The organism is Streptomyces pseudovenezuelae, from assembly GCF_029892565.1.
GTDB lineage: Bacteria > Actinomycetota > Actinomycetes > Streptomycetales > Streptomycetaceae > Streptomyces > Streptomyces pseudovenezuelae_A.
This window is the reverse complement of record NZ_JARXVH010000008.1, coordinates 50708-74847: the sequence shown is the minus strand read 5'-3', so window position 1 is coordinate 74847 and position 24140 is coordinate 50708. Positions and strand designations below refer to the sequence as shown.

Genomic DNA, 24140 nt, shown 5'->3' with positions numbered 1-24140 from the left:
CGACCAGTGAACCTTCCGCCACCGAGAGCTGGCAAGAAAACGTGTGTTCGGAGGCCGGGCGACGGCCGGGCGACGGCGGATCGACGGCGGGAACGATCATTTCACCTTCGTGAACATCGAACCGCGGGCGCCCGGTCGGCGGTTCCACGGATCAGGATCGACAACATGACAGTCATCAGCGAACAGCCGGGCGAGACCCGCGTCGACCACCCGGCCCATGGAACGGCGGGCCTGCGGATCACCCCGCTCGGGCCAAGCTTCGGCGCCGAGGTGCACGGAGTCGACCTCGGCCACCTGGGAGACGAGCAGGTCGCGGCGATCCGGGCCGCGCTAGTGGCGTACAAGGTGCTGTTCCTGCCCGGCCAGGACATCGACGACCACGCGCAGATCGACTTCGGCCGGCGCCTGGGCGAGGTCACGGCGGGCCACCCGGTGCACGATTCCGGTGACGTGCCCGACGAGGTGTACGCCCTGGACAGCCAGGACAACGGGTTCGCCGACGTGTGGCACACCGACGTGACGTTCATGCGGCGTCCGCCCGCGATCTCCGTCCTGCGGGCCGTGGTCCTGCCGCCCCATGGCGGGGACACGTCGTGGGCCGACAGCCAGCTCGCCTACGAGTCGCTGTCACCGGGGCTGCGCGCGCTGATCGATCCGCTCACCGCCGTGCACGACGGCAGCCGTGAGTTCGGGTACTACCTGACCCGGAAGCGCGAGGGGCGCGGCAACGTCTGGGAGGGCGAGGTGGTCACCCAACTCGCCCCCGTGGAACATCCGGTGGTCCGTGTGCACCCCGAGAGCGGGCGCAAGGGCCTGTTCGTCAACCCGGGCTTCACCTCGCACATCGTCGGCGTCTCGGAGCACGAGAGCCGCGGGATCCTCGACATCCTCTACGCCCATCTCATCAAGCCCGAACACACCGTCCGCCACCGCTGGCAGCCGGGCGACGTGGCCCTGTGGGACAACCGCGGCACCTCGCACTACGCCAACCGCGACTACGGCGACCAGCACCGCGTCATGCACCGCATCACCCTGCGCGGAGACGTACCCGTCGGACCCGGGGGTCGGTGAGGTACGTCAGTGCCGGGTCCGGGCCACTCCCACGTAGAGCGGGATCTGCTCACCCTGAGTGCGCCGGCCGCCCAACTCCGGGTGCCAGTGTGCCGCGAGCTGGATTCCAGGGTCGATGAGCTCCAGGCCCTCGAAGAACCTCGCGAACTCACCGCGTGACCGCACTTGGGCGGTGGTTCCGCCCCGGCGGTAGACCTCGACAACGCGCTCCCATGTCTCGGGATCGAAGTCTCCGGTCGCATGGGAGAGCGCCAAGTAGCTACCGGGAGCGAGGGAGTTGAGCAGTTCACCCACGATCCGGTAGGGGTCGTCCTCGTCCGCCACCAGGTGCAGGAGGGCCACCAAGGACAGGGCGATCGGCTGCTCGAAGTCCAGCAACTCCTTCCCCGCCGCGAGGATCCGTCCCGGTTCTCTCACGTCGGCCTGGAGGTAGGTGGTACTTCCCTCAGGGCTGCTGTGAAGGAGAGCCTCGGCATGCCTGAGGACGATGGGGTCGTGGTCGGCGTACACCACGCGCGCGTCAGGGGTGACGGCCTGGACGATCTGATGCAGGTTCGGCTCGGTGGGGATGCCGGTGCCGATGTCGAGGAACTGGCGGATTCCCCGCTCGGCCAGCAGCCGGGCGGCCCGGTGCATGAAGTCGCGGTTGACCCGCGCCATCTCCTTGACGGCGGGGAAGAGGGAGATCACCTGCTCGGCGGCCTCCGCGTCGACGGGGTAGTTGTCCTTCCCGCCGAGAAAGTAGTCGTACATGCGGGCCGACTGCGGCTTGCCGGTGTCGATTCCGCCCGCCTCGATCCCCGCGTCCGTCACGTCAGCCCTCCGACGCTGTTTGTGCGACCACTGATTGACATGACGTCGACCCTAGCCGCTCGATCCGGCTTTCGGCTTGCCTCCTGCGCCGTGGGTGGCGCGGCCAACTCGGCTATGGCAGGGCTGAGTTCACCTCTCAACCGACGCCCGGTGTCACCGGCTCCGTCTGCAGTTTGTTGACCGTCGCGGCCACCTGCTGCTGGAAGGGTTCCGGGAGGGCCGCTCCCGTGACCGCGCCGACCAAGTCGTCGGCCACGTGGTGGAGTTTGGTGTTGGTGTTCTGGGAGAGCGTGACCAGAACCTTCCAGGCGTCCTCGGCGCTGAGGCCGAACGACGCCATCAGCACGCCGCGGGCGAGGTCGATCACGGGCCGGGTCTGCATGGCGCGTCGGAGCTGGACGAGCTCGATGCGCAGATCCTGGTCGGCTTCCGCGAGTGACATCCCCTCTGTCTCGGCCGGCGCTCCTGACACCGCCCCGCCGTTCTCGTGCTCCTCGTCCGGGACCGTGAAGAGGGAGCGGGTGCCGGTGATCGACAGGAGCCGGTGCACGACCCCGCTGGCGACCTGGAGGGCGACGGTCCTGCCCTCGTCGAGAGCGCGCCGGCGAACGCTCAGCAGGGTGTTGAGGCCGGAGCAGTCGCAGAACTCGACCTCGCTCAGATCGAGGTCGATACCTCGGACCGACTGGTTGAGGGCTTCACACAGGGCGTCCTGCAGGGCCTCCTCGGTGTGGATGTCGAGCACGCCGGACACGACCACGAGCGTCCAGTCGCCCGCGGGATGTGTCTCGATCCCCAGCGGCGGCCGGTGATCGCTCGACGACGGAACCGGCGGTGGGACGGACGATGCGATGGCAACCCCGTCACCCGCTGTGCATGGCGTTGAAGATGCACGTTCTGGCATGGCAGTCGCTCCGTAGGGATCCGCGCGTGTTCACCACCACAAGACTTGCCCCGACACCCCGCATACGTCAAGAGATACAGGAAATCTTGTTCGCCCTTTTGAATGCGTGAATCAGACGCCTTACGCTGTGGGCATGTCTGGAGTACCGGAATCACATACCGGTTGGACGTTTCTCACCAACCACGCCCGCGTGCTGGCCGCGATCGCCGAGGATCCCACCACGCGCATCCGCGACATCGCCGCGCGCTGCCGACTCACCGAACGTGCCGTCCAGAAGATCGTTTCCGATCTGGAGGACGGCGGCTATCTCACCCACACACGCCAGGGCCGCTCCAACTCGTACCGCATCGAGAAGGGGACCATCCTGCGCCACCCCGCCGAGGCGGGGCTGACGGTGGCCGAGCTGCTGTCCCTGCTCGCTCAGCACGATGCCGCCCACGACGAGGGGCGGCAGGAGCGACGCCAACTGCAGGACGCGGCGGGCTCGCAGAGCGGGACGGCCGAAGCCGACCTCTGACGACCGCGGCGGGGGGGGGGGGGCCCGGGCCCCCCCCCCCCCCGCGGGGCCCCCCCCCCCCGCGGGCCCCCCCCCCCCCCCCCCGGGCGGGCCCCCCCCCCCCCCAACCCCCCGGGCCCCCCCCCCCGGGGGGGGGGGGGGGGGGGGGGGCGGGGGCCCCGCCCCCCCCCCCCCCGGCCGGGGGGGGGGGGGGGGCCCCCGCGCCCCCCCCCCCCCGCCGGGGTACGTACCGCGTCGGCGCTCCCCGGCCGCCGCGGTACGAGTGCATGCCGCTCAGACGCTGACCGGATCGGCTCGCCTGCGTACGACGGCTCCGCAGATCGAACGAGCCGAAGACCGCCGAGACGCCGTAGAAGATGCTGAACAGCCCGAAGACGGTGGCCAGCGAGACCGCGCCGATGTCCGGGCGGACGAACAGCACGCCGCCACCGTCCTCGGCCCGATCGAGGCCCTGCCGCCCGGCGACCGCGATCTGCTGCTGGACACACTCGACGCCTGGTTCGCCTGCGGCGGCTCGACCGAGGAGGCCGCCAAGCAGCTGTACGTCCACCCCAACACCGTGCGCATGCGCCGCATCGCCGAGCGCACCGGCCGCTCCATCGTCGACCCCCGCGGAATCACCGAACTCGCCCTCGCCCTGCGTGCGTTGAGGCAGACCCCGATGCCGTCTTCATCGGAACCGACCGACATCACGGAGGCCACAGGGACCACGGAGACGTCGGACAGCTGAGCCGATCGGAGGAGAGTCCGCTCAGTCGCCGTAGGTCCGCAGGTGTTCGAGCAGCAGCCGGTTCAGCGCCTCGGGCGCCTCCTCGGGGATCCAGTGGCTGACGCCCTGGAGAGTCTCGAACCGGTACGGCCCCCCGACCCACTTTCCGCTCTCCCGCGCGGCCGCCGGCCCGAACGCCACGTCCTCCTCGCTCCAGACATACAGCGTGGGTACGTCGACGACGCCGATCGCGGTGTCGGGGCGGCCGGACCGGTACCAGTTCAGGGCCGCGGTCAGAGCGCCCGGCTCGGACAGGTGCCGCACGTAGGCGTCGGCACTGGCCTGTGGGACCTTGCCGGCGTAGAGGGCCCTAAGCTGCGCGGCGTCGTCGGCGAGCATCCGGTCCTCGGTCGCGGGGGTCTCACGCCAGTCGAGCATGTACGTCGACCGCGCCCGCTGGTCCTCGTCGGTGCGCAGCGCCTCGGCGAGGGCACCGGGATGCGGGGTCGAGACGACCGTCAGAGTGCGTACGCGATCGGGGTGGGCGCCGGCGGTCCACCAGGCCACCGCGCCTCCCCAGTCATGGCCGACCAGGTCGAACGTCGCCCAGCCCAGCTCATCCGCGATCGCGACGACGTCCTCGACCAGGACACCGATGCGGTAGTCCTCGGGCCGCTCGGGACGGACCCCGGGGGAGTAGCCGCGCTGGTCCGGTGCCACCACGCGGTGGCCGTCCGCCGCCAGCGCCTCGATCTGCCGCTGCCACGCCAGTCCCGTCTGGGGGAAACCGTGCAGCAGCAGTACCGGGCGGCCCTCGGGCGGACCCGCCACGATGGCGTCGAACACGCCCGCGGCGGTGGAGATGCTCAGCTCGGTCACGATCCACTCCTTCATACCAACTGGTCGGTCACCCTTCAGGTCGCGGAGACGGATTGTCAAGGTCGACATCAGTGCCGCAGCCCGAGCGCCTCCCGGCCGGCGTAACGAGCCTGGGTCCCCAACTCCTCCTCGATACGAACGAGTTGGTTGTACTTGGCGGTACGGTCGGAGCGGGACAGTGACCCCGTCTTGATCTGCCCGCACCCGGTGGCCACCGCGAGGTCGGCGATCGTGGTGTCCTCGGTCTCGCCCGAGCGGTGGGACATGACGACGGTGTACCCGGCCCGGTGGGCGGTGGCGACGGTGGCCAGGGTCTCGGTGAGGGTGCCGATCTGGTTGACCTTCACCAGGACCGAGTTGGCGATGCCGTCGCGGATACCGGCGCGCAGCAGTGTCTCGTTGGTGCAGAAGACGTCGTCGCCGGTGAGCTGGCAGCGGTCGCCGAGCCGGGCGGTCAGCGCGCGCCAGCCGTCGTGGTCGTCCTCGGCCATCGGGTCCTCGATGGAGGCGACGGGGTAGCGGTCGACCAACGCGGCCAGGTAGTCGGCGTGTTGGGCGGGAGTGCGTCGGACACCCTCGCCCGTGTAGTCGTAGACACCGTCGCGGAAGAACTCGGAGGTGGCCGGGTCCATGACGAGCGTGATGTCGGTGCCGGGCTTGTAGCCGGTCTGCTCGATGGCGCGTACGACGAAGTCCAGGGCCTCGTCGGCGGTGCGCAGGTCGGGCGCGAACCCGCCCTCGTCGCCGACGTTGGCACTGTGGCCGGCGGCGAGCAGATTGCCGCGCAGGGTGTGGAAGACCTCGGAGCCCATGCGGACGGCCTCGGCGAAGGTGGCCGCGCCGATGGGGGCGATCATGAACTCCTGGAAGTCCAGCGGATTGTCGGCGTGGGCACCGCCGTTGACGATGTTCATCATCGGTACCGGCAGCACGCGGGCGTCGACCCCGCCGACGTAGCGGTACAGCGGCAGCCGATGGGCGGCCGCGGCGGCCTTGGCGGTGGCCAGGGAGACGCCGAGCAGCGCGTTGGCGCCGAGCCGTGACTTGGTCTCCGTGCCGTCCAGTTCGGTCATGACACGGTCGACGATGGCCTGGTCCTCGGCGTCGAGTCCGGTCACGGCGTCCGCGATGCTCTCGTTCACGGCATCGACGGCACGCCGAACTCCCTTGCCGTGGAACCTCGTCGGGTCGCCGTCGCGGAGTTCCACCGCCTCGCGGGCGCCGGTGGAGGCGCCCGACGGCACGGCCGCGCGGCCGAGCGAGCCGTCCTTCAGTTCCACGTCCACCTCGACAGTCGGGTTGCCCCGGCTGTCGATGATCTCCCGTGCGACGACCCGGCTGATGGCGGTCACGGTGCAGCTCCTCACGCTGAGCCCGCGTCCCGGACGTCGGCGGGCGGTAAGTTCCATTCGGAAACAAAGTGAGTCCCGAAAAGGAACCTACTATGGGCGCATGAGGATGCACAACGCCGACGAGACCTGCGGCATCGCCCAGGCCGCCATGGTCCTGGGCGACTGGTGGAACGTTCTGGTGCTGCGGGAGGTCGCCCGCGGCCATGTCCGCTTCGACGCGCTGGCCGCCGAGATCGGCCTGTCCCGCAAGGTCCTCACCGAACGCCTCGGCCGGCTCGTCGCGCACGGGGTCCTGCACCGCAGCCTCTACCAGCGACGTCCGGTGCGCTACGAGTACCTGCTCACGGACGCGGGGGTCGCGCTGCTGCCGCTGCTCGTCGCCATGCAGGACTGGGGCGACCGGTGGGTGCTGGGTGACGGAAGCGTCACCGCGACGGCGACGGCGGAAAGCGCCGAACATGCCCGGGTGCATGCCCTGACCGGCACCCGCCTGCCCGACGGCCTCGAACTGCCCGGCGTGTATGGCGCCCAACTGCCGGTCGTCTCAACGGACTCCGCGGCGACCGTGCTGTTCACCTACCCGGGCACGGGAGTCGAGTGGGGCGAGCCACCGATGCCCGGCGCCCCCGGCTGCACGCTGGAGAACAGACTGTTCCGGGACGCCTGGCCCGACTTCCACCGGGCGGGCGTGGACGTACGCGGTATCAGCACCCAACTCCCGCATGAGCAGACGGAGTTCGCCCGCGCGGAGGAGGTCCCGTACCCACTCCTCTCCGACGCGCACCACCAACTGGCCGCGGCCCTGCGCCTGCCGACCTTCCGCGGCGCGGGCCGACTGCGGCACAAACGCCTCATCCTGATCGTCGACGCCGAACGGACCGTGCGACACGCCCTGTTCCCGGTCGACGACATCCCGCACGCCGTCACCGAGAGCCTGACGCTGGCCATGGCCTGCGCCCGAAGGCCTTGAGGAAACCCCAGGGCGAGTGTCGAACTACGGGCGTGTGAGCGGCACGCCGAAGCGTTCGAGGTGCAGTTGCCGGGGCAGCCAGCCCGCCGCGGTCGCCTGTTCGGTCACGTACGTCATGAAGCCGTCCGGCCCGCAGATGTATACGAGCGCGGACGGAACGGGGGTGCGAAGGTCGGCGGGCAGTCCGGCACGGACGCTGTCCCCGGTCTGGCTATGGTGGACCACCACCCGGTCGGCGAAGTTGGCGGCCTCCACGCGATCCAGCAGGGGCGCGTCCCGCTCGCTCGCGGCGTAGTGGTGGAGGGTGAAGTCGCCCCCGGCGGAGGCCAGTTCCTCCGCCATCGACAGCAACGGCGTGATGCCGATCCCGCCCGCCACGAGCACGTGCCGCTCGGCCGCGATGAGCGGGAAGTGGTTGTGCGGGGCGGAGACGCGCAGCCGTTGGCCGACCGTGATGTCGCGGTGCACGGCGGTGGAGCCGCCGCGGCCGGTGTCGTCCCGGCGTACGCAGATCAGATAACGGCCCTGTTCGTGAGGGGAGTTGAGGAGGGAGTGCTGGCGGACGAGAGACGGTCCGATGTGGACGTCGATGTGTGCGCCCGCTTCGAAGGCGGGGAGCGGCACGGACGGGTCGGCGGGGCGCAGGTCGTACATCCGGCTGGCGCCGGAGCGGGAGGCGCGGGAGATCGCGTGGACGACGGTGTCGAGGGCGCGGTATTCCTCGAACGCCGGGTGGCTGAGTTCGTATACGGCCTGGACGGGCCGGAACACGGCGGTGGTCATGCGGGGAGTCCTTCACGGGGTGCCGGAGACCGGGATACCGGAGAAGGGCCGACGTCAACGGTGAGTGGCAGCTCTCAGCTGCTCAGACGTGGTGGCCCTGAAGAGCGTCCGGCACACCGTGGGCGACACGGCCCCGCGTCCACGCCGACTGGTGGACACGGCAACGGAGATCGGCGAGACGTCCTCGTACGTACGTTATGGTCGCCACCTCCTCCAAGTGTCCTGTTCCCGCGTTCGTGAGAGCGACGGTGACGCACGGCCATGTCGTGGCCGTTCCACGACAGTTAACAGTGGATTGCCTCGGCACCCCGCGCAGCTGGAACGCCACTGTTCCACAGCCGAAACGCGGGGGAAACGCACTCAACAAAAAGTTGACCCACTGCCCCTCTCGCCAAGGCCCGCCCTCTCGCCGATCCCCAGGCTCAACTCCGCCCCGGAGGCCCCGTGTCACAGGCCCCTGCTCCGTCCGCCCCCGACGCCGCCGCCACCGCACCACCCGCCCGGCATCCCGTCGACGAGGTCCTGCCGCCCGCCCGGCTGGGACTGCTCGGCCTCCAGCACGTGCTGGTGATGTACACCGGCTGCGTCACCGTCCCGCTGGTCTTCGGCGCCGCCGCCAAGCTGGACACCTCCACCATCGGCCTGCTGATCAACGCCGACCTGCTGGTGGCCGGTCTGGTCACGCTGCTGCAGTCGCTCGGCATCGGCAGGATCCTGGGCGTGCGACTGCCGGTCGTCGCGGGCGCGACCTTCACGGCCGTGACCCCGATGATCCTGATCGCGGGCGAGTACGGGATGCAGGCGGTCTACGGCTCGATGATCGCCGCCGGTGTCTTCGGACTGCTGGTCTGTGTGCCGTTCGCGCGGGCGGTACGGTTCTTCCCGCCGCTGGTCAGCGGTTCGGTCATCACGGTCATCGGGCTCTCGCTCATCGGGGTGGCGGCCGGCCTGATCGCCGGTCTGGACTCGACCGCCAAGGACTACGCGGCACCCAGCCACCTGGCCCTCGCGGGCGGCATCGTCCTGCTGATCGTCATCGTCAGCCGCTTCACCAGCGGCTTCTTCTCCCAACTCGGCGTCCTGCTGGGCCTGGTGGTCGGCACGCTGGTCGCGATCCCGATGGGCCTGACGAACTTCTCCTCGGTCGGCGACGCCGACTGGCTCGGACTCGCCTCGCCGTTCCACTTCGGCGCCCCGCACTTCCCCGTCGCCGCGGTGATCTCGATGTGCGTGGTGATGCTGGTGACGTTCACCGAGTCCACCGCCGACATGCTCGCCGTCGGTGAGATGACCGGCCGCCCGCTGAGCAAGAGCGACCTGGCCCGCGGCCTCGCGGGCGACAGCGTCTCCGGCATCTTCGCCGGTGTCATGAACGGCTTCGTGGACACCGTCTTCGCCCAGAACGTCGGCCTGGTCGGCATGACCAAGGTCCGCAGCCGGTACGTCGCCGCCGTCGCCGGCGGCATCCTCGTCGCCCTCGGTCTGGTCCCCAAGCTGGGCGAGATCGTCGCCTCGCTGCCCGGTCCGGTGATCGGCGCGGCCGGTCTGGTCATGTTCGCCACCGTCACCGCCGTCGGCATCAACACCCTGCGCAAGGTGGAGTTCGACGGCACCAACAACCTGCTGATCGTGGCCGTCTCCATCGGCATCGGCATGCTGCCCGTCGTGGCACCGGCGATCTACCACGCCTTCCCGACCTGGGTGCAGATCATCGGCGGCAGCGCCATCACCAGCGCGACGCTGGCCGCGTTCCTGCTGAACCTGCTGTTCAACCACACGGGCGGTGGCGGACGGAAGCCGGATGTCGCAGGGGACGAGAGCGATGCGGATACCGGCACCACCGCCGAGCCGGTGGTGAACAAGGCCTGATCGCCGGGGCCGAGTTGAAGTACCCCGACGACCCTGACCCCGCCGCCCCGCCCTGACCCCGGCCCTACTCCTGTGGGGCCGGGCCGTCGCCCTCCTGCTCCTGATGGGAGTAGCGCTGTTCCTTCCAGGGGGCGGCGATGTTGTGGTAGCCGCGTCGGTCCCCGGTGAGGTACTCGATGGCGCGCAGCCATTGGGGCTCATGTAGCCGTAGAGGCGGGGACGACCAGGCGCAGCGGGAAGCCGTGCTCGGCCGTGAGGGGCTCGCCGTCGTGGTGGGTGGCCAACAGTATCTGCGGGCCGGTGAAGTCGGCGAGGCGGAGGTTGGCGGAGTATCCGTACTCCGCCCAGGCCATGACGTGGGTGACGTCCGGCGCGGGCGGGACCAGGTCCAGGACGGTCGTGGCGGGGGTCCCGTACCACTCGTGGTCCGTCGAGGTCGGGCCGCTCACGCAGTGCAGATCGGCGACCACCGTGACGCGGGGGAGCGCGGCTAGCTGGTCGAACGTCCACATGTGCTCGTCGCCGGAGGCGGTGGCGCCATGGACACGCAGGTTCCGCGTGGCGCCGGGTGCGCCGCTCGGCGCAGTGGGGAGGTCGCCTGCCACGCGGGCTCCTCCCTCCGGTCGGCCCTTCCATCAGCAGCGTAGGTGTCCATTTCGCAGGGTCCCGACGCCGGGGCCCGCTGTACGGCGGGACCGGTTACGTCAATCGGTCGCCCCTCCTACCCTGGTGGGGCGTGCCACCAGGACCACCGCTGTCAAGGGAGATGCACATGCTCAGCAAGCAGGAAGCCGCCGAGGCCGTCCGCCAGGCCAAGGTGAAGACCGGGGTCACCTGGGCCCAACTGGCCGAAGCCGTCGGCAAGCCGCTCGCCTGGACCACGGCGGCCCTGCTCGGCCAGCACCCGATGGGCAAGGACGAGGCGACCACGGCGGCGGCCCTGCTCGAACTCGGCGAAGACGCGGCGCTCGCCTTCCAACTCCAGCCGACCCGGGGCGCGTTGGACGCGGCCGTCCCCGTGGACCCCACGATCTACCGCCTCTACGAGGTCATCCAGGTATACGGCCCGACCATCAAGGAACTGATCCACGAGCAGTGCGGCGACGGCATCATGAGCGCGATCAACTTCCGGCTCGACGTCCAGCGCGTTCCTGACCCCGCGGGCGACAGGGTCGTCGTCACTCTCGACGGGAAGTACCTGCCCTATCAGTGGTAGTGGGCGTCCCCAAGAAGAGATCCGATCTCGCCGGCCATCACGCTGCGGGCGAATAGCCGGAGGCGAGCGCGGTGGAACCCTGGAACTGCTCCTCCTGGAGCAGGCCGAGCTCGATCGCCTTACGGGTGAGGTCCGCCTTGTTGCGGACGTTCAGCTTGTTCCTGATCCGCTTGACGTAGGTGCTGACCGTGGCTTCCGTCAGGCCCATGCGCCGGGCGATCTGACCATGCGTCAGTCCCGTGGCCAGTAGACGCAGTGCCTCCCGCTCCCGGTGCGCGAGCGCCGGCGCGGGGGTACCGGCAGGCTGCCGAAGCTCGTTGTGCAACTGGTCGGCGAGGCCCGGCGCCACGTGGAGGCCGCCCAGTGCGACCGTCTCGACCGCGCGCAGTAACTCCTCTTCCTCCGCATGCTTGCTGACGCAGCCGAAGGCCCCCGCACGCAGTGCGTCGGTCACCGGCTGCCAGCCCGCGAAGTCCGCGACGACCAGCACTCGACCGGTGCGGGTGAGCACGTCGACGGTCCTGGCAAGGGACGGCCCGGTCCGCGGTGGAGCGCCGTAGACGACGACGTCGAGGCGCTGCGCGGCGGGGTCCGGCAGCTGTGCGGGATCCGCCGCCAGCGCGACCACCCGCAGCATCGAGCTGCCGGAGAGCAGGGTCTCCAGTCCTAGGCGCACCAGGCTGTGCTGCTCGACAACGGCGATCTGAGAAGTCTGGGGGGACATAGTGCTCCTGCCATTCTCAGTTGCGGTGAGTTCCAGTTCCTGAGCAAGGAACGTAGTCTCCGCGTCAGGCCCCTTCCCCGCCCCGGTCTGGGTGAAAGAAATCACGTGAACCTGTCTGTGACCCTTTACGTAACTCAAGACAGTGGCTCTACGGGCGAATTGATATAGACCCACCAAAATGCCGGGTACTTTCTCGCATTGTTGACGAGGATTGGCGCGGACCTCCTCCGCATTCGCCGAATCCGTACGTTCGCAGGACTCCAAGCCGGCGAGACCCGTTCGGGCCTCGTATCCGTATCTCTAGTTGGAACAACCACCCCGAGACGGGAGACGGCCGGATGCCCGACCATGAGCAGATCAATTTCGCCGCGCTCGCGGACCGCGCCCGGCAGATGCGGGGCACGGTGATCGACGCGCGGTACGACCTGCGGAACATCGAGACCACAGGCCGCAGTTCGGACGGCATGGTCACAGCGACCGTGTCCGGCGAGAACCGGGTCGTGGACCTGCGTATCGACCTGTCGGTGATCGATCCCGACCGGCCGGAGCGGCTGGTCCGGCTCGTCATGGAGGCCATCGACGGCGCGCACGACACCGTCACCGAGCGGCGCACCGGGGTCGTGTCGGGCATCACCGGCGGCCTGTGAGGCATCTGGTCCGGCCTGCACGGCGAGAGGGCGGCCGCGCGCCGGACAGTGAAACGGAAGCGGAGCGTCAAAGGTTCACTTTCGCGGAACCGCTGACTCGGCGGTGATGGCTACCATGCCCGCATGGCGGTGCAATCGACGACGACGTTCGTCGGCAGGGACGCCGAACTCGCCCTGATCGGCGAGCTGTTGGCTGGTGCAGTCGCGGGACGCGGGCGTGCGGTGCTGATCGAGGGTGAGCCCGGGATCGGCAAGTCCGCTCTCGTGTCGGCCGGCCTCACCGGCGCGGACACGGCCAAGTGCCGGGTGCTGCGCGGGAGGTGCGACGAACTGGCGCAGCGCTTCCCGCTCTCGTCCCTGACGCAAGCGCTGGGCTTGGGCCCGGACGAGTCACCCACGGGTCCACGGCGGGCGGTGACGACACACGTACTGAGGAGCCCCGTGGCCGCCACCTCGCCGGGCGTTCGGACGGCTGCCGAAGATCCGGTGACGACGGCGATCGAGCAACTGCTCGGCCTGGTCGACCGGTTGTGCGCGTCCGGCCCGGTGGTGCTCGCCGTCGAGGACCTGCACTGGGCGGACGAGGCGAGCCTGCTGCTGTGGGGTCGCCTGTGCAGCGCGACGGCCCGATTACCCCTACTGCTGGTCGCGACCTGCCGCCCGGTGCCGGTGCGGCCCGCACTGGACGCGCTGCGCCGCGAACTGCGGGAGTCCGGCGGGGCGTTCATCCCGCTCGACGGCTTGCCGCAGCCGGCGGTGGCGAAGCTGGCGGCCGAGCGGCTGGGCGGTGCACCGGGGCCACGGCTCTCGCGGCGGCTGGCGTCGGCGGCCGGCAACCCGCTGTACGTAGGGGAGTTACTGGAGGCACTCGTCCGCTCGGAGGCGGTGCGGACGGTGACCGACGGCGTGGAACTGGTGGCCGATGCCCCGCGGGACGCCGAGATGTCCCCGCCGCACGTGAACGCGGACCGGCTGGACTTCCTCTCGGCGCCGACACGCGCCGTACTGCGCACGGCGGCCCTGCTGGGGCCGGACTTCTCGGTCGCCGAACTCGCCACGGTGGTGGGGCGCCCGCGCGCCGACCTGGTCGATGCGGTCGACGAGGCCATGGCCGCCGGTGTGGTGGAGGCCGATGGTGCGAAGGCCGGCGGCGAGCGACTGCACTTCCGGCACGGACTTTTACGACGCTCCCTCTACGAGTCGACGCCCACCGCCTTGCTCGCCGCCCTGCACCAGCACGCGGCGAAGGCTCTGATCGCCGCCGGGGCACCGGTGGAGCGCGTCGCCCCGCTCGTGCTGCCGGTGCTGGCGGAGCCCGAAGGCTGGGAGGTGGGCTGGATCGCGGCGAACGCGGGTGCCCTGGCGGCCCGTTCTCCCGAGAGCGCGGCGCACCTGCTGGGCCACGCGCTGGAGCGGCTCGACACCACCGATCCGGGCCACGCCGACGTCGAGGACCAGTACCTCGCCGTCACCTTCCGACTGGGCCGGGATCAGCAGTCGGAGGCTACGTCCCGTGCCGTCATGGCCGGCGGCGCCGACCCCGAACGGGCAGGCCGGGCCGCCTGGTTCCTCGGCTCAACCCTGCTGCGCACCGGCCGGCGCGAAGAGGCGTCGACGGTCCTGGCCGTCGCGGCCGACGCAGGCGGCGCCGAAACCGGCGTACCGCAGTGGCGGGTTCGCAACGAGGCGCTGCGGTCGACAGCGCTGGTCGGGCTGGTCGGGCAGGTCGGGCAGGAGGAGGCGTGCCAGGCCGCCGAGCGGGCGTACGCGGAGGGGCAACGACTCGGTGACCCCCTCGCGAGGGCCCAGGCGCTGTACACGCGCTCGGTGGTGCGCACCCTCTCCGACGACTTCGCCGAGGCCCTCGCCGTCACGGACGAGATTCTGTCCCTCACCGATGCGCACGACGAACTGCTCGACCTGGGGCTGACGGTGCAGGGCGACCGTTCGGCCGTTCTCGCGGAACTCGACCGCTTCACCGAAGCCGAGGCGACGGCGCGTGAGGCGCTCGCTTCGGCCGCGCGGGCCGCCAGCATCCGACCCGGTGCCGTCGTCGCGCTGCGAACACGGGTCGCCGAACTGCACTACACCCAGGGCCGGTGGAACGACGCGCTCACGGCACTCGAACTGCCCACAGAGGAACCAGAGTTGGTCCGCATGTCCTGCGCCGCGCACGCGTTACGGGCTCTGATCGCCGGTCATCGCGACGACTGGCAGGAGGCCTCCCGGCAGTTGGCGGCGCTCGGTGACCGGCGAGTCCTGGACGAGCAGACGCTCAACTCCGCGTCCATCGTGCGGGCGTGGGCTTTGGAGGCCGAACACGTCGCTCGCCCGGAGCGGGTCGTGGAGGTGCTCGCGCCGTGCCTGACCCCGGATGCCGGGCAGCGCGTGATCGGTCCGAGCGCCTGCCTGCCACTCCTGGTCAGGGCCGCGCAGGAGTGCGGCGACATGGCGACCCTGCGGGCCGCCGCCCAGGTGTGCGCGGCGACGGGCGAGAGGCACGCGGCCCGGCAGGCGGACCTCGACTGGTGCCGCGGGCTGCTGGCCGGCGAACCGGCGCCGGTGCTGGCCGCCGCCTCCTCCTACCGTGCCTCCGGGCGCCGGGCGGCGCTGGGCAACGCCCTGGAGGACGCGGCCGTCGTGCAGGCGGCCTGCGGCGATGTGACGGCGGCACGCACCACACTGGCCGAAGCGCTCGACGTGTACTCGGCGTTGGGCGCGGCGTGGGACACCCGACGGGTCACCGCCCGGCTGCGGCCCTACGGCGTCCGTCCGGGAGTGCGGGGCACGCGACAGCGGCCCAAGAACGGTTGGCAGGCGCTGACCGACACCGAGCGGCGCGTCGCGGAACTCGTCGCCCAGGGCCTCTCCAACCCAGACATCGCCGGTCAACTGCTGTTGTCCCGCCGGACGGTGGAGACCCATGTCTCCCACATCCTGACCAAACTCCAGATCAGCTCCCGCCGCGAGGTCGCCCGGCAGGTCCGGCACGGGGGAGCGTGAGCGCTTCCGCACCCGCCGGTCAGTGATCGGCGTGTACGCGCACGGGTGTCGGGCGCCGGCCCGGGTGCCGGTGGACCTGGACCGACGGAGCGTGGCCTCGCGGGGCGGTTCGGTTGGTCCGGTTACGGAGCCTGGCGCCATTCCGGTCGCCCAGCGCCTCGCGCAGCGCCCGCAGGGCATTGTGGGTGCGTGACTTGACGGTGCCCTCCGGGACGTTGAGCACCTGAGCCGCGTGCCGGACCGGCCGGTGCAGGATGTAGACCTGCGTCAGCACGGCCTGGTGGGTGGCGGACAGTCCGGCCAGCGCCGTGCGCAACACCTGCCGGTCGAGGATCTGCTCCAACGGTTCCGCGGTCACCGGAATCGACTCCAGCGGATCGTCCTCGACCTCGGTGGGACGTGACGCGCGGGCGCGCAGCACATCGATGGCCAGTCGACGTGACACCGTCAGCAGCCACGGACGCACCGACCGCGGGTCGTCCGGCAGGATGTCCAGATGGCGCCAGGCCCTCAGCATGGTCTCCTGGACGAGATCCTCTGCCGCCTGCTGGTCCCCGTGGGTCCAGCCGAGCAGGCTGCGCATCAGGGAGTTCTTGTTGACCTCGTAGATCATGCGCATCTTGTGCTCCGCGGACCCGGGGGAGCGGGTCGGGTGCGGTGGGGAAGTACGTGCGGTGCGGGCCTCGTCTATGTGTGCCGTGGTCATGAGCTGGCTCCATCTGTCGCCGACCGATGGGACGAGCCTGCGACAGCGCGGACACGGAGACATCCGTGAGCCTCACTGAGATCCCACGGGTCACGGAGACCCGTGTGCTGCTTGTGCCTCAGTGAGGCCTTGGCGGCCTCATCGGTGAGGCCTCAGTTTCCCCAGGCGTTACGTGAACCTCAGTGACGCCTCGTCCGGAGGCTCTAGAGTCATGAACATGCTCGGGCAACAACTGCACCCAATGATCGGGCGGGACGCGGAGCGAGCCATTCTGAACCGGCTGGTCGCCGACGTCGCCGCGGGCCGGGGCGGAAGCCTGCTGATCGAAGGCGAGCCGGGTATCGGCAAGTCGACGTTGCTTGCGCACGCCTTGGCCAGTGCCCGTGAGGCCGGCTGCGAGGTGTTGACCGGGCAATGTGACGAACTGGGCCAGCGATTACCGCTCTCCGTGATGACGCGGCTCCTGGAGGTCGAGGCGGATTCGGCCGACCCCCGGCGTGCGGAGGCCGCGCTCGCCTTGGACCAGCCCCAGGAGGCGCCGGGTTGGACGATGCGCCTGCTCGCCGGGGACCCGGTGGTGGCCGCGACGGAGCAACTCCTCGTCCTCGTCGACCGGTTGAGCGCGTCCGGACCCCTCGTGCTGGCGGTGGAGGACCTGCAGTGGGCCGATGAGGCAAGCCTGTTGATGTGGCGTCGGCTGTGCCGGGCCTCGGTCCAGCTGCCGTTGCTGGTCATCGGTACCTGCCGGCCGGCGCCCGGGCGGACGGAACTGGAGCCGCTGCGCCGCGATCTGCGCTCCCAGGGCGGGCAGTCGATCCCGCTCGACCAGTTGCCCGAGGCCCATGTCGCCGAGCTGGCCAGGCTGTTGGCCCACGCAGTCCCCGGACCGATGCTCACCGAGCGCCTGCGCTCCGCCGCGGGCAACCCGCTCTACGTACGGGAACTGCTGGACGCCCTGGCACGCGTCGGTGCGCTGCACTCCGCGGGCGGCCGGGTGGAGTTGACGGCGGCGGGCCAGGACGTGGGGGAGCTCAACGCGCTGGGAGACGTGATCGCGGACCGGCTGGCCTCTCTCTCGGCCGACGCCCGGGACGTGCTGCGCACCGCGTCGCTGCTCGGGCCGGAGTTCTCGGTGACGGACCTGGCGGCGGGGGCGGGCCGGGGAGTCGGTTCCCTCCTGGCGGTGGTGGAGGAGGCGCTCGGCGCCGGCGTGCTGGAATCCGCGGGCTCCCGACTGCGCTTCCGGCACGGCCTGTTGAAGGAGGTGCTGTACGAGGCGATGCCAACCGCCTTGCGCACGGCCTTCCTTCGGCGCGCGGCGCAGGAGCTGATGGCCGCCGGGGCGCCGGTGGAGCGGGTGGCCGAGCTGATCCTCCCCGTGCTGGGCACGGCCGAGGACTGGGAGTGGGAGTGGCTCGCCGACAACGCGGCGCGCCTGGTCGTCCGGGCCCCGACCGCCGCCGCGGAACTGCTCGAACACGCCCTGCGGCACGCGCGCCCGGACGATCCGAGACTGCCCGTCCTCACCGCCCAACTGGCCGCGCTCTACTTCCGTATGGGCCCCTTGGACCGCGCGGAAGAGCTGGCCAGGACCGTCCTGCGGGCCACGGCCGACTACGAGTTGATCGGTCAGGTCAGGTGGCTGCTCAGCACGATCGGAATGCGCACCGGCCGCTACGAGCTCGTGGTCGAGAACTGGCGCGCCGCCACCTCCGACCCCCGCCTCGGGCCCGTCTGGCGCGCACGGCTGCTGACCCTGGTGGCGCTGGCCCGGCACCTGTTGGGGCAGATAGGCCCGGCCCGCATGGCGGTGGCCGAGGCGCTGGACGAGGGCAGGAGGCTGGCGGACTCGACCGCGATCGGATACGCCCAGCTCGCCGAGTCCGTCATGCGCAGCCGGCAGGGCGACCAGGCGGGCGCGCTGGCCGTCAACGGTGAGGCGCTGGCGGAGATCGGCAACGATCCGGCACTCGTCGACCTGCGGCTCATCCTGCTGGGCCACCGGGTCATCGAACTGGACGGCGTCAACCGCCTCCAGGAGGCGGAGGAGGCACTGGCCCAGGCCCGTACGCTCGCCGAACGGGTCGGCGCGACACGGCTGTCCATGACCCTCGTACAGAGCGCCGAGCGGTACTACGAGCACGGACACTGGGACGACGCGCTCGCGGTGCTGGACGAGGTCACCGACCTTCCGCCGCTGTGGCGGCTGTCCCGGCACGGTCTGTTGTCGCTGATCAGCGCCCGCCGCGGTCGGTGGCAGGAGGCGGCCGGGCATCTCGACGCCCCGGGCGACCGGAAGATGCCGTCGGGGGGACCCGTGGCCGCCGCCTACCTGCTGCTCGCGCGCAGTCTCGTCGCCGAGCACGCCGGCCGGCTCCCCGAGGCCCTGGAGGTGCTCGCGGGACTGCTGACGGACAGCTACGCGCACGACGTCGGCAACCACCCGGAATGGCTGCCCGCCCTGGTCCGGCTGGCGCTGGCCGCCGACGACCGGCAGATGGCGAGCGCCGCCGAACTCGCCGCCCGGCAGGCGGCCGACCGCCAACCCCGGCCGCGGACACTGGCCGCCGCCGACTGGTGTGCCGGGCTGCTCCACCAGGACGCGGCCCGACTGCTCGCCGCCGTCGACTACCACCGCACCGCCGACCGGCTGCCGGATCTCGGCAACGCGCTGGAGGACCTCGCCCAGGTCCGGGCCGCGTCCGGAGAACTCGACGCGGCCCGCGCCTCGTTCAGAGAAGCCCTCGCGGTCTGTGCCGAGCCGGGTGCGGACTGGGACGTGCACCGTGCCACCGCTCGCCTGCGCCCCTGGGGCCTGCGCCCGGGAAACCGCGGCCACATGCGTCCCTCCTCCGGCTGGGAGGCGCTGACCGCGACCGAACGACGCGTCGCCGCACTGGTCGCCGAGGGACTGTCCAACCCCGACATCGCCGGCCGACTGCTGCTGTCGCGGCGGACGGTGGAGACCCATGTCTCGCACATCCTCACCAAGCTTCAGGTCCGCTCTCGGCACGAGGTCGGCGCTGTCGCGGGTGCCTGAGGTTCGGGTGCGTCAACCGGTCGGCGAGCGGCCGTGGTTGACGCAGCGAACAGGGTAGGCGCGCGGTCCCCGCGCCCGACAGGTCCCCGTTCGGGGATCTGGGTCTGTCCTGCCGGTGCCGCCTACGGTGTCGATGCCCGACGCGCTGAAGGTGCTCATCGCGCCCGACCGGCGTCACCTTGCGCGCGCCCTTGTGCTCCACGTCCGCCGCGTGTCCGCATCCCGCGGCCCCAACCCACAGGAGGTACCGCGTGACCAGCCTTCGGACCGAGGCCGTGACGCTCGACAGCGACGGCGGCAGACGCCTGTACGAGCAGGCCGACGAACTCCGTGACGCCGGGCCGGCCGTCCGCGTGCGCATGCCCGAGGACGTCGTCGCCTGGTCGGTCACCCGCGGCGACATCGCCAAGCAGCTCCTCATCCACCCGCACGTCTCCAAGGACGCACGCAAGTCCTGGCCCGGACACGAGCCCGGCGCCGTTCCGTGGCTGTATCCGTGGGTCGACGTGGTCAGCATGTTCACCTCCGACGGCGCCGACCACACGCGGCTGAAGCAACTGGTCGGCCGGGCGTTCACCGCCCGCAGGATCGAGGCGATGCGGCCCGTGGTCGAGGCAATCGTCACCGACCTCCTGGACGCCCTGGAGGAGCATGCCGGCGACGAACGCGTCGACCTGCGCGCCGAGTTCGCGCACGGCGTGCCCAGCCGGGTCATCTGCGACCTGTTCGGTGTCCCCGCCGACCAGCGCCCCGAGATCCTCCGCATCATCGGTGCCGTGTTCGCCACCGACGTCACGCCCGAGCAGTCCGCGGCCGTGGCGGCCGACCTCTACCGCGCGATGCTGACCCTCATCGAGACCAAGCGCCGCACACCCGCCGACGACATGACCAGCCTGCTGCTGACCGCCCACGAGGAGGACGGCGACCGGCTCAGCGAGCCGGAGCTCATCTCCACCCTCATCGCGGTGATCGGCGGCGGCAGCGAGACCACCGTCGCCCTGATCGACGCCGCGGTACGCGAACTCCTCGCCCACCCCGACCAGCTCACCACCGTCCTCGCCGAGCCGGCCCGCTGGAGCGACGTGATCGACGAGGCACTGCGTCTGCACCCGCCGATCATGCACCTGCCGCTGCGGTACGCCACCGAGGACATCGACCTCGGTGAGGGCGTCGTCATGAAGGCCGGCGACGCCATCCTCATATGCTTCGGCGCCCACGGCCGCGACCCGGGCGTCCACGACGACCCGGCCGCCTTCCACATCGACCGCGCCGACAAGCAGCACCTGGCCTTCGGCCACGGCATCCACTACTGCCTCGGCGCCCCGCTCGCCAGACTCGAAGCCGAGATCGCCCTGCCGGCCCTGTTCGACCGCTTCCCCGGACTCACCCTCTCCATCGCCCCCGACGAACTGGAGCCCCAGCACTCCTTCATGGGCAACGACCTCGTCGAACTGCCCGTGAAACTGGGCCCTTCCGCATAGCCGACTCATCGACGGAGACGTCACCACGCCCGGCCGCCTGGAGCTCGGCCGGGCGTGGTGACGTCTCAACTGTGCGCCCGTCGTGGGCGGTTGGTCAGACCGCCCTCGCCTCGGCGATGCGCATGGTCCCGGAGGTCTCCGTCATGCCGGTGAGGCGGAAGCCGGCGCCCTCCAGGAGCACGGACAGCTCGCCCGCCGTGCGCTCACGGCCGCGGGTGAGGGCGAGCATGATGATGTCCATCGTGAGCGCCGCCGGCGTCGGCCGCTCGTCGTCCGGAACGTTCTCGATGACGAGTAGGGTGGCTCCGGCGGTGGCGGCCTCCCGGATCGAGGCGAGGATCCGCGCCGCCCGCTCGTCGTCCCAGTTGTGCAGGACGTGCATCAGGACGTAGGCGTCGGCCGGGGGCACGGAGTCGAAGAAGTCCCCGGCCCGCAGCGTCAGTCGAGGCTGGTCGGGAAAGCCCAGGGTGTCGATGACGACGGGCCGGTCGAACAGGATGCCCTCGGTGGCGGGCGCGCTGTCGAGGACGGCGCGCAGCAGGTGTCCGCGGCCGCCGCCGATGTCGGCGATCGAGGCGAAGGGCGTGAAGTCGTAGGCGTCGAGGACCGTCGGGATGTCGGCGGCGGCCTTCGAGGTCATGGCGTGGTTGAAGAGTTCGGCTTCCTCGGGGTGGGCGTGCAAGTAGGCCCACAGACCCCCGGGTTCGAAGGTCTCGACGGCGGGTTGCCCGGTCGTGACGGTGTGCTGGAGCCGGGCGAGACCGTCCAGGTGGACCGGCAGACCTGTCAGACGGACGAGGGGACGCGCGCTCATCGGGTGGTCGTCCCGCAGCAGGCGGGACGCGTCGGTGTGGGCGTATCCGGCGTCCCTCAGCTCGAAGACACCGTGCGCGGTCAGCAGGCGCAGTACCCGGGCGAGCATGCCGGGGTCGGCGCCACAGGCCGCCGCGAGCTTCTCGACGGGCACGGGTTCGTCGTCGATGTGGTCGGCGACGCCCATGTCGGCGACGACCTGGAGGCATCGTGCCGCATACGCGCCGTAACTGAGCGCGTGAATCATCTCGTTGGGTTGCTGGGTCATGACCGACACTGCTTCCTGTCAATGGACAGACGGATAAGGGGAGTTGGGTGAGTTCAGACTCTGCCCGAGCAAGAAGCTAGGAGCACGGCTCCGCGCCCGACAGGTCCCCGTAGGGGGTCGGGCGTGACCCAGGAACGGGGACCTCCCGGCGGAACGTGTCCCCAACTACCGTCAGAGCGCGCGTAAGTGGCCGCTCCGCATCGTCGTCGACCGCCACCTGTGCGCCACCTGGCCTGTCCTCATCGGCTTTTCTAGGAGCCCACTGCTGTGAACAGCGGCCTTCTCACCCCGCCCGCGGCCCGAGCCGACGGCGCGTTGTCCCAACCCCCCGAGGCATCCATCACCTGGACCGACCCCGTCACCGGACGCCAGGGCTTCCTCGTCATCGACAGACTCGTCCGGGGTCTCGCCAGCGGCGGCCTGCGCATGCGCGAAGGCTGCTCCTACGAGGAGGTCAGGGAGCTGGCGGCGGCGATGAGCGTGAAGGAGGCACTGCACTACGACCCCTCGAACCGCTATCTGCCCATGGGCGGCGCCAAGGGCGGGATCGACTGCGATCCGCTCAGCAGCGAGGCACGCGGCGTGCTCTCCCGCTTCCTCACCTTCGTCCGGCCGTACGTGGAGCAGCGCTGGGCGACGGGCGACGACCTCGGCACCACCACCGAGCTCATCGACGAGGTACTGGGCGAGTTGGGGGTGGCGGGCTGCGTCGCCCCGGTCGTCCGCACGCTCGACGACCCCGCGGCGGCACGGAAACGCTTCGCCGACGCCTTCGCGGTCGAGGTCGACGGCATCGGGCTCGCCGAACTGGTCGGCGGCTGTGGGGTCGCGGAGGCCGCGCTCACGGTCCTGGACCGGGAGGGGACGCCCCGCTCGTCCGCCACCGCCGTCGTGCAGGGCTTCGGAGCGATGGGCGGGTCGACGGCCCGATTCCTCGACGCGGCCGGCATCCGCGTGGTGGCCGTCTCGGACGTCCACGGCACCGTCGCCAACCCGCGCGGCCTCGCCGTCGAGGAGATGCTGCGCAACCGCCGGGCCCACGGAGCCATCGACCGCAGCCGACTCCGCCCTGCCGACATCCTCCTGGACAGGGACGACTGCCTGGCCCTGCGAGCCGACGTACTGGTCCCGGCCGCGACCTCCTACGCCCTCCACGACGCGAACCAGGGCCGGGTCGCCGCCCGTTACATCGTGGAGGCGGCCAACCTCCCGGTGACGGCCACCGCCGAAGAGCGGCTGCGCCGACGCGGCTGTGTCGTCGTCCCCGATGTCGTCGCCAACTCCGGTACCAACGCCTGGTGGTGGTGGGTTCTCTACGGCGATGTCGCGCCGGACGCGGAGTCGTCCCTGGCCAAGGTGCGGGGATCGCTGCGTGCCCTGGTGACGGAGACACTGCAGCTCGCCGAGGACGCGGTCCGTACTCCCCGGCAGGCGGCGCGCTGCATCGCCGAGGCCAGGCGCGACGTTCTCCTGCACCGGCTCGGTGCCGCATGACGACCGCTCTGCTGGCCACGGTGGCGGCGCTGGGCTGGGGAGCGGCGGACTACTGCGGCGCCAGGGCGTCGCGGAACGTGCCGGCCCATCGGGTCGTGTTCCTCTCCCAGGTCCTGTCCCTCCCGGTGATCGCCGTCTGGTTGGCGGCGACCACCGCGCGAAGACCCGGCCCGGGCGACCTCATCTGGGGTCTGGGAGCCGGTGCCTTCGGACTGCTGGGCATGGTGTTGCTCTACCGGACACTGGCGTCCGAGGGAATCGTGCTCGTGGCACCCGTCACGGCGGTGACGGTGGCACTGGTGCCCCTGGCGGTCGGCCTCTTCATCCAGTCCGCTCCCGGGCTGTTCGCCCTGTGCGGCGTCTTCTGCGCCCTGGCCTCGATCGCGCTGGTCAGCCCGGTGGGCCGGATCCGGCGGGACAGCATCGCGTCGCGCACCCTGCTGTTGGCTCTGGCGACGGGCGGAGCACTCGGACTCCAGCTGGTGTGCCTCTCCCATCCGGGACCGGGCGCCGGCCTGTGGCCATTGGCCGGCGCCCGCGTCTTCTCGATCCTGTGCGTCGCGCCACGGGCTCTGCGCGGTCGGCAGCCGACGCGCACCGCCCGTGTGCCGTGGCTGCTCGTCGTACTGGCCGGAGCCCTCGACACAGCCGCCTTCGCCTTCTACCTCTTCGCGATGGACCGGGGCCTGCTGAGCGTGGTCGGACCGGTCGTGTCGCTGTACCCGGCCGCCACCGTCGTGCTCGCGCTGGCGCTCGACGGCGAACGCGTGACGATCCACCAGGCGTTCGGACTCTGCCTCGGGGCGGGAGCGCTGCTCCTGGTCGCCCTCTAGGCCCTGTCGAATCCCCTGAATCCCCATTGCCTGCTTACGGAGCGACTC

General features: G+C 70.9%; 20 protein-coding genes and 1 pseudogene. 12 read left to right on the top strand and 9 right to left on the bottom strand.

Going from position 1 to position 24140, the window contains the following annotated elements; genetic code table 11:
- Window positions 1-165: 165 nt before the first annotated feature.
- Entirely contained in the window at window positions 166-1071 is a 906-nt protein-coding gene (locus M2283_RS26040) for a TauD/TfdA dioxygenase family protein (RefSeq protein ID WP_280878795.1), read from the top strand.
- Between the two features lie 6 nt (window positions 1072-1077).
- On the opposite strand, the gene M2283_RS26035 is transcribed toward M2283_RS26040, so the two are convergent.
- Both M2283_RS26035 and M2283_RS26030 read right to left on the bottom strand, forming a co-directional pair.
- Window positions 1078-1884, bottom strand: a complete 807-nt coding sequence (locus tag M2283_RS26035) for an SAM-dependent methyltransferase (protein ID WP_280878794.1) — start codon at window positions 1882-1884, stop codon at window positions 1078-1080.
- A gap of 136 nt (window positions 1885-2020) precedes the next feature.
- On the bottom strand, window positions 2021-2788 hold the full coding sequence (locus M2283_RS26030; protein ID WP_432423127.1) for an anti-sigma factor antagonist: 768 nt from the start codon (window positions 2786-2788) through the stop codon (window positions 2021-2023).
- Between the two features lie 133 nt (window positions 2789-2921).
- Here M2283_RS26030 and M2283_RS26025 point away from each other — a divergent pair, with 133 nt between their 5' ends.
- Both M2283_RS26025 and M2283_RS26020 read left to right on the top strand, forming a co-directional pair.
- Complete coding sequence (locus tag M2283_RS26025) at window positions 2922-3305, top strand: helix-turn-helix transcriptional regulator (protein WP_280878793.1); 384 nt, start codon at window positions 2922-2924, stop codon at window positions 3303-3305.
- Window positions 3306-3567: 262 nt separating this feature from the next.
- Complete coding sequence (locus M2283_RS26020; protein WP_280878792.1) at window positions 3568-4035, top strand: helix-turn-helix domain-containing protein; 468 nt, start codon at window positions 3568-3570, stop codon at window positions 4033-4035.
- 21 nt (window positions 4036-4056) lie between these two features.
- Here M2283_RS26020 and M2283_RS26015 read toward each other — a convergent pair whose 3' ends face one another.
- On the bottom strand, window positions 4057-4893 hold the full coding sequence (locus tag M2283_RS26015; protein WP_348538925.1) for an alpha/beta fold hydrolase: 837 nt from the start codon (window positions 4891-4893) through the stop codon (window positions 4057-4059).
- A gap of 68 nt (window positions 4894-4961) precedes the next feature.
- Window positions 4962-6245: a phosphopyruvate hydratase gene (eno, locus tag M2283_RS26010; RefSeq protein ID WP_280878791.1), complete on the bottom strand. Its 1284-nt coding sequence runs from the start codon at window positions 6243-6245 to the stop codon at window positions 4962-4964.
- Window positions 6246-6345: 100 nt separating this feature from the next.
- Here eno and M2283_RS26005 point away from each other — a divergent pair, with 100 nt between their 5' ends.
- Window positions 6346-7215 (top strand): winged helix-turn-helix transcriptional regulator, encoded by an 870-nt coding sequence (locus M2283_RS26005; RefSeq protein ID WP_280878790.1) that lies wholly within the window; start codon window positions 6346-6348, stop codon window positions 7213-7215.
- Between the two features lie 24 nt (window positions 7216-7239).
- Here the strand turns inward: M2283_RS26005 and M2283_RS26000 are convergent, their stop codons facing one another.
- The gene (locus M2283_RS26000) at window positions 7240-7998 is read right to left on the bottom strand and encodes a ferredoxin reductase (RefSeq protein ID WP_280878789.1); all 759 of its coding nucleotides are present in this window, start codon (window positions 7996-7998) and stop codon (window positions 7240-7242) included.
- 444 nt (window positions 7999-8442) lie between these two features.
- Between M2283_RS26000 and M2283_RS25995 the strand changes: the two genes are divergently transcribed.
- On the top strand, window positions 8443-9867 hold the full coding sequence (locus M2283_RS25995) for a nucleobase:cation symporter-2 family protein (RefSeq protein WP_280878788.1): 1425 nt from the start codon (window positions 8443-8445) through the stop codon (window positions 9865-9867).
- A 64-nt stretch (window positions 9868-9931) separates the two neighbouring features.
- Here M2283_RS25995 and M2283_RS25990 read toward each other — a convergent pair.
- Window positions 9932-10472 (bottom strand): annotated as a pseudogene (locus M2283_RS25990) (molybdopterin-dependent oxidoreductase).
- A 167-nt stretch (window positions 10473-10639) separates the two neighbouring features.
- On the opposite strand from M2283_RS25990, the gene cynS reads away from it, so the two are divergent.
- Window positions 10640-11083, top strand: coding sequence for a cyanase (gene cynS / locus M2283_RS25985; protein ID WP_280878787.1), 444 nt, complete (start codon window positions 10640-10642; stop codon window positions 11081-11083).
- A 37-nt stretch (window positions 11084-11120) separates the two neighbouring features.
- On the opposite strand, the gene M2283_RS25980 is transcribed toward cynS, so the two are convergent.
- On the bottom strand, window positions 11121-11807 hold the full coding sequence (locus M2283_RS25980) for a response regulator transcription factor (protein WP_280878786.1): 687 nt from the start codon (window positions 11805-11807) through the stop codon (window positions 11121-11123).
- A gap of 338 nt (window positions 11808-12145) precedes the next feature.
- On the opposite strand from M2283_RS25980, the gene M2283_RS25975 reads away from it, so the two are divergent.
- Window positions 12146-12454, top strand: a complete 309-nt coding sequence (locus tag M2283_RS25975) for a YbaB/EbfC family nucleoid-associated protein (RefSeq protein WP_280878785.1) — start codon at window positions 12146-12148, stop codon at window positions 12452-12454.
- A gap of 123 nt (window positions 12455-12577) precedes the next feature.
- Window positions 12578-15457 (top strand): ATP-binding protein, encoded by a 2880-nt coding sequence (locus M2283_RS25970; protein WP_280878784.1) that lies wholly within the window; start codon window positions 12578-12580, stop codon window positions 15455-15457.
- A gap of 19 nt (window positions 15458-15476) precedes the next feature.
- Here M2283_RS25970 and M2283_RS25965 read toward each other — a convergent pair whose 3' ends face one another.
- A complete protein-coding gene (locus M2283_RS25965) occupies window positions 15477-16163 on the bottom strand; it encodes a sigma-70 family RNA polymerase sigma factor (RefSeq protein ID WP_280878783.1) in 687 nt (228 codons plus the stop codon).
- A gap of 217 nt (window positions 16164-16380) precedes the next feature.
- Between M2283_RS25965 and M2283_RS25960 the strand changes: the two genes are divergently transcribed.
- Together M2283_RS25960 and M2283_RS25955 are read left to right on the top strand one after the other, a co-directional pair.
- The gene (locus tag M2283_RS25960; protein WP_280878782.1) at window positions 16381-19203 is read left to right on the top strand and encodes an ATP-binding protein; all 2823 of its coding nucleotides are present in this window, start codon (window positions 16381-16383) and stop codon (window positions 19201-19203) included.
- A 251-nt stretch (window positions 19204-19454) separates the two neighbouring features.
- Entirely contained in the window at window positions 19455-20684 is a 1230-nt protein-coding gene (locus tag M2283_RS25955) for a cytochrome P450 family protein (RefSeq protein ID WP_280878781.1), read from the top strand.
- A 94-nt stretch (window positions 20685-20778) separates the two neighbouring features.
- On the opposite strand, the gene M2283_RS25950 is transcribed toward M2283_RS25955, so the two are convergent.
- Window positions 20779-21765 (bottom strand): methyltransferase, encoded by a 987-nt coding sequence (locus M2283_RS25950; protein ID WP_280878780.1) that lies wholly within the window; start codon window positions 21763-21765, stop codon window positions 20779-20781.
- Between the two features lie 267 nt (window positions 21766-22032).
- On the opposite strand from M2283_RS25950, the gene M2283_RS25945 reads away from it, so the two are divergent.
- Both M2283_RS25945 and M2283_RS25940 read left to right on the top strand, forming a co-directional pair.
- Window positions 22033-23259, top strand: coding sequence for a Glu/Leu/Phe/Val dehydrogenase dimerization domain-containing protein (locus M2283_RS25945; protein ID WP_432423126.1), 1227 nt, complete (start codon window positions 22033-22035; stop codon window positions 23257-23259).
- Entirely contained in the window at window positions 23256-24092 is an 837-nt protein-coding gene (locus M2283_RS25940) for an EamA family transporter (RefSeq protein WP_280878779.1), read from the top strand. Before M2283_RS25945 ends, M2283_RS25940 begins: the two co-directional genes overlap by 4 nt.
- Window positions 24093-24140: the final 48 nt, after the last annotated feature.

Coding starts and splice junctions, on each gene's coding strand:
- M2283_RS26040 (WP_280878795.1), top strand. CDS start 166: ATGACAGTCATCAGCGAACAGCCGGGCGAGACCCGCGTCGACCACCCG.
- M2283_RS26030 (WP_432423127.1), bottom strand. CDS start 2,788: ATGCCAGAACGTGCATCTTCAACGCCATGCACAGCGGGTGACGGGGTT.
- M2283_RS26025 (WP_280878793.1), top strand. CDS start 2,922: ATGTCTGGAGTACCGGAATCACATACCGGTTGGACGTTTCTCACCAAC.
- M2283_RS26005 (WP_280878790.1), top strand. CDS start 6,346: ATGAGGATGCACAACGCCGACGAGACCTGCGGCATCGCCCAGGCCGCC.
- M2283_RS26000 (WP_280878789.1), bottom strand. CDS start 7,998: ATGACCACCGCCGTGTTCCGGCCCGTCCAGGCCGTATACGAACTCAGC.
- cynS (WP_280878787.1), top strand. CDS start 10,640: ATGCTCAGCAAGCAGGAAGCCGCCGAGGCCGTCCGCCAGGCCAAGGTG.
- M2283_RS25980 (WP_280878786.1), bottom strand. CDS start 11,807: ATGTCCCCCCAGACTTCTCAGATCGCCGTTGTCGAGCAGCACAGCCTG.
- M2283_RS25975 (WP_280878785.1), top strand. CDS start 12,146: ATGCCCGACCATGAGCAGATCAATTTCGCCGCGCTCGCGGACCGCGCC.
- M2283_RS25970 (WP_280878784.1), top strand. CDS start 12,578: ATGGCGGTGCAATCGACGACGACGTTCGTCGGCAGGGACGCCGAACTC.
- M2283_RS25965 (WP_280878783.1), bottom strand. CDS start 16,163: ATGACCACGGCACACATAGACGAGGCCCGCACCGCACGTACTTCCCCA.
- M2283_RS25960 (WP_280878782.1), top strand. CDS start 16,381: ATGCTCGGGCAACAACTGCACCCAATGATCGGGCGGGACGCGGAGCGA.
- M2283_RS25950 (WP_280878780.1), bottom strand. CDS start 21,765: ATGACCCAGCAACCCAACGAGATGATTCACGCGCTCAGTTACGGCGCG.
- M2283_RS25940 (WP_280878779.1), top strand. CDS start 23,256: ATGACGACCGCTCTGCTGGCCACGGTGGCGGCGCTGGGCTGGGGAGCG.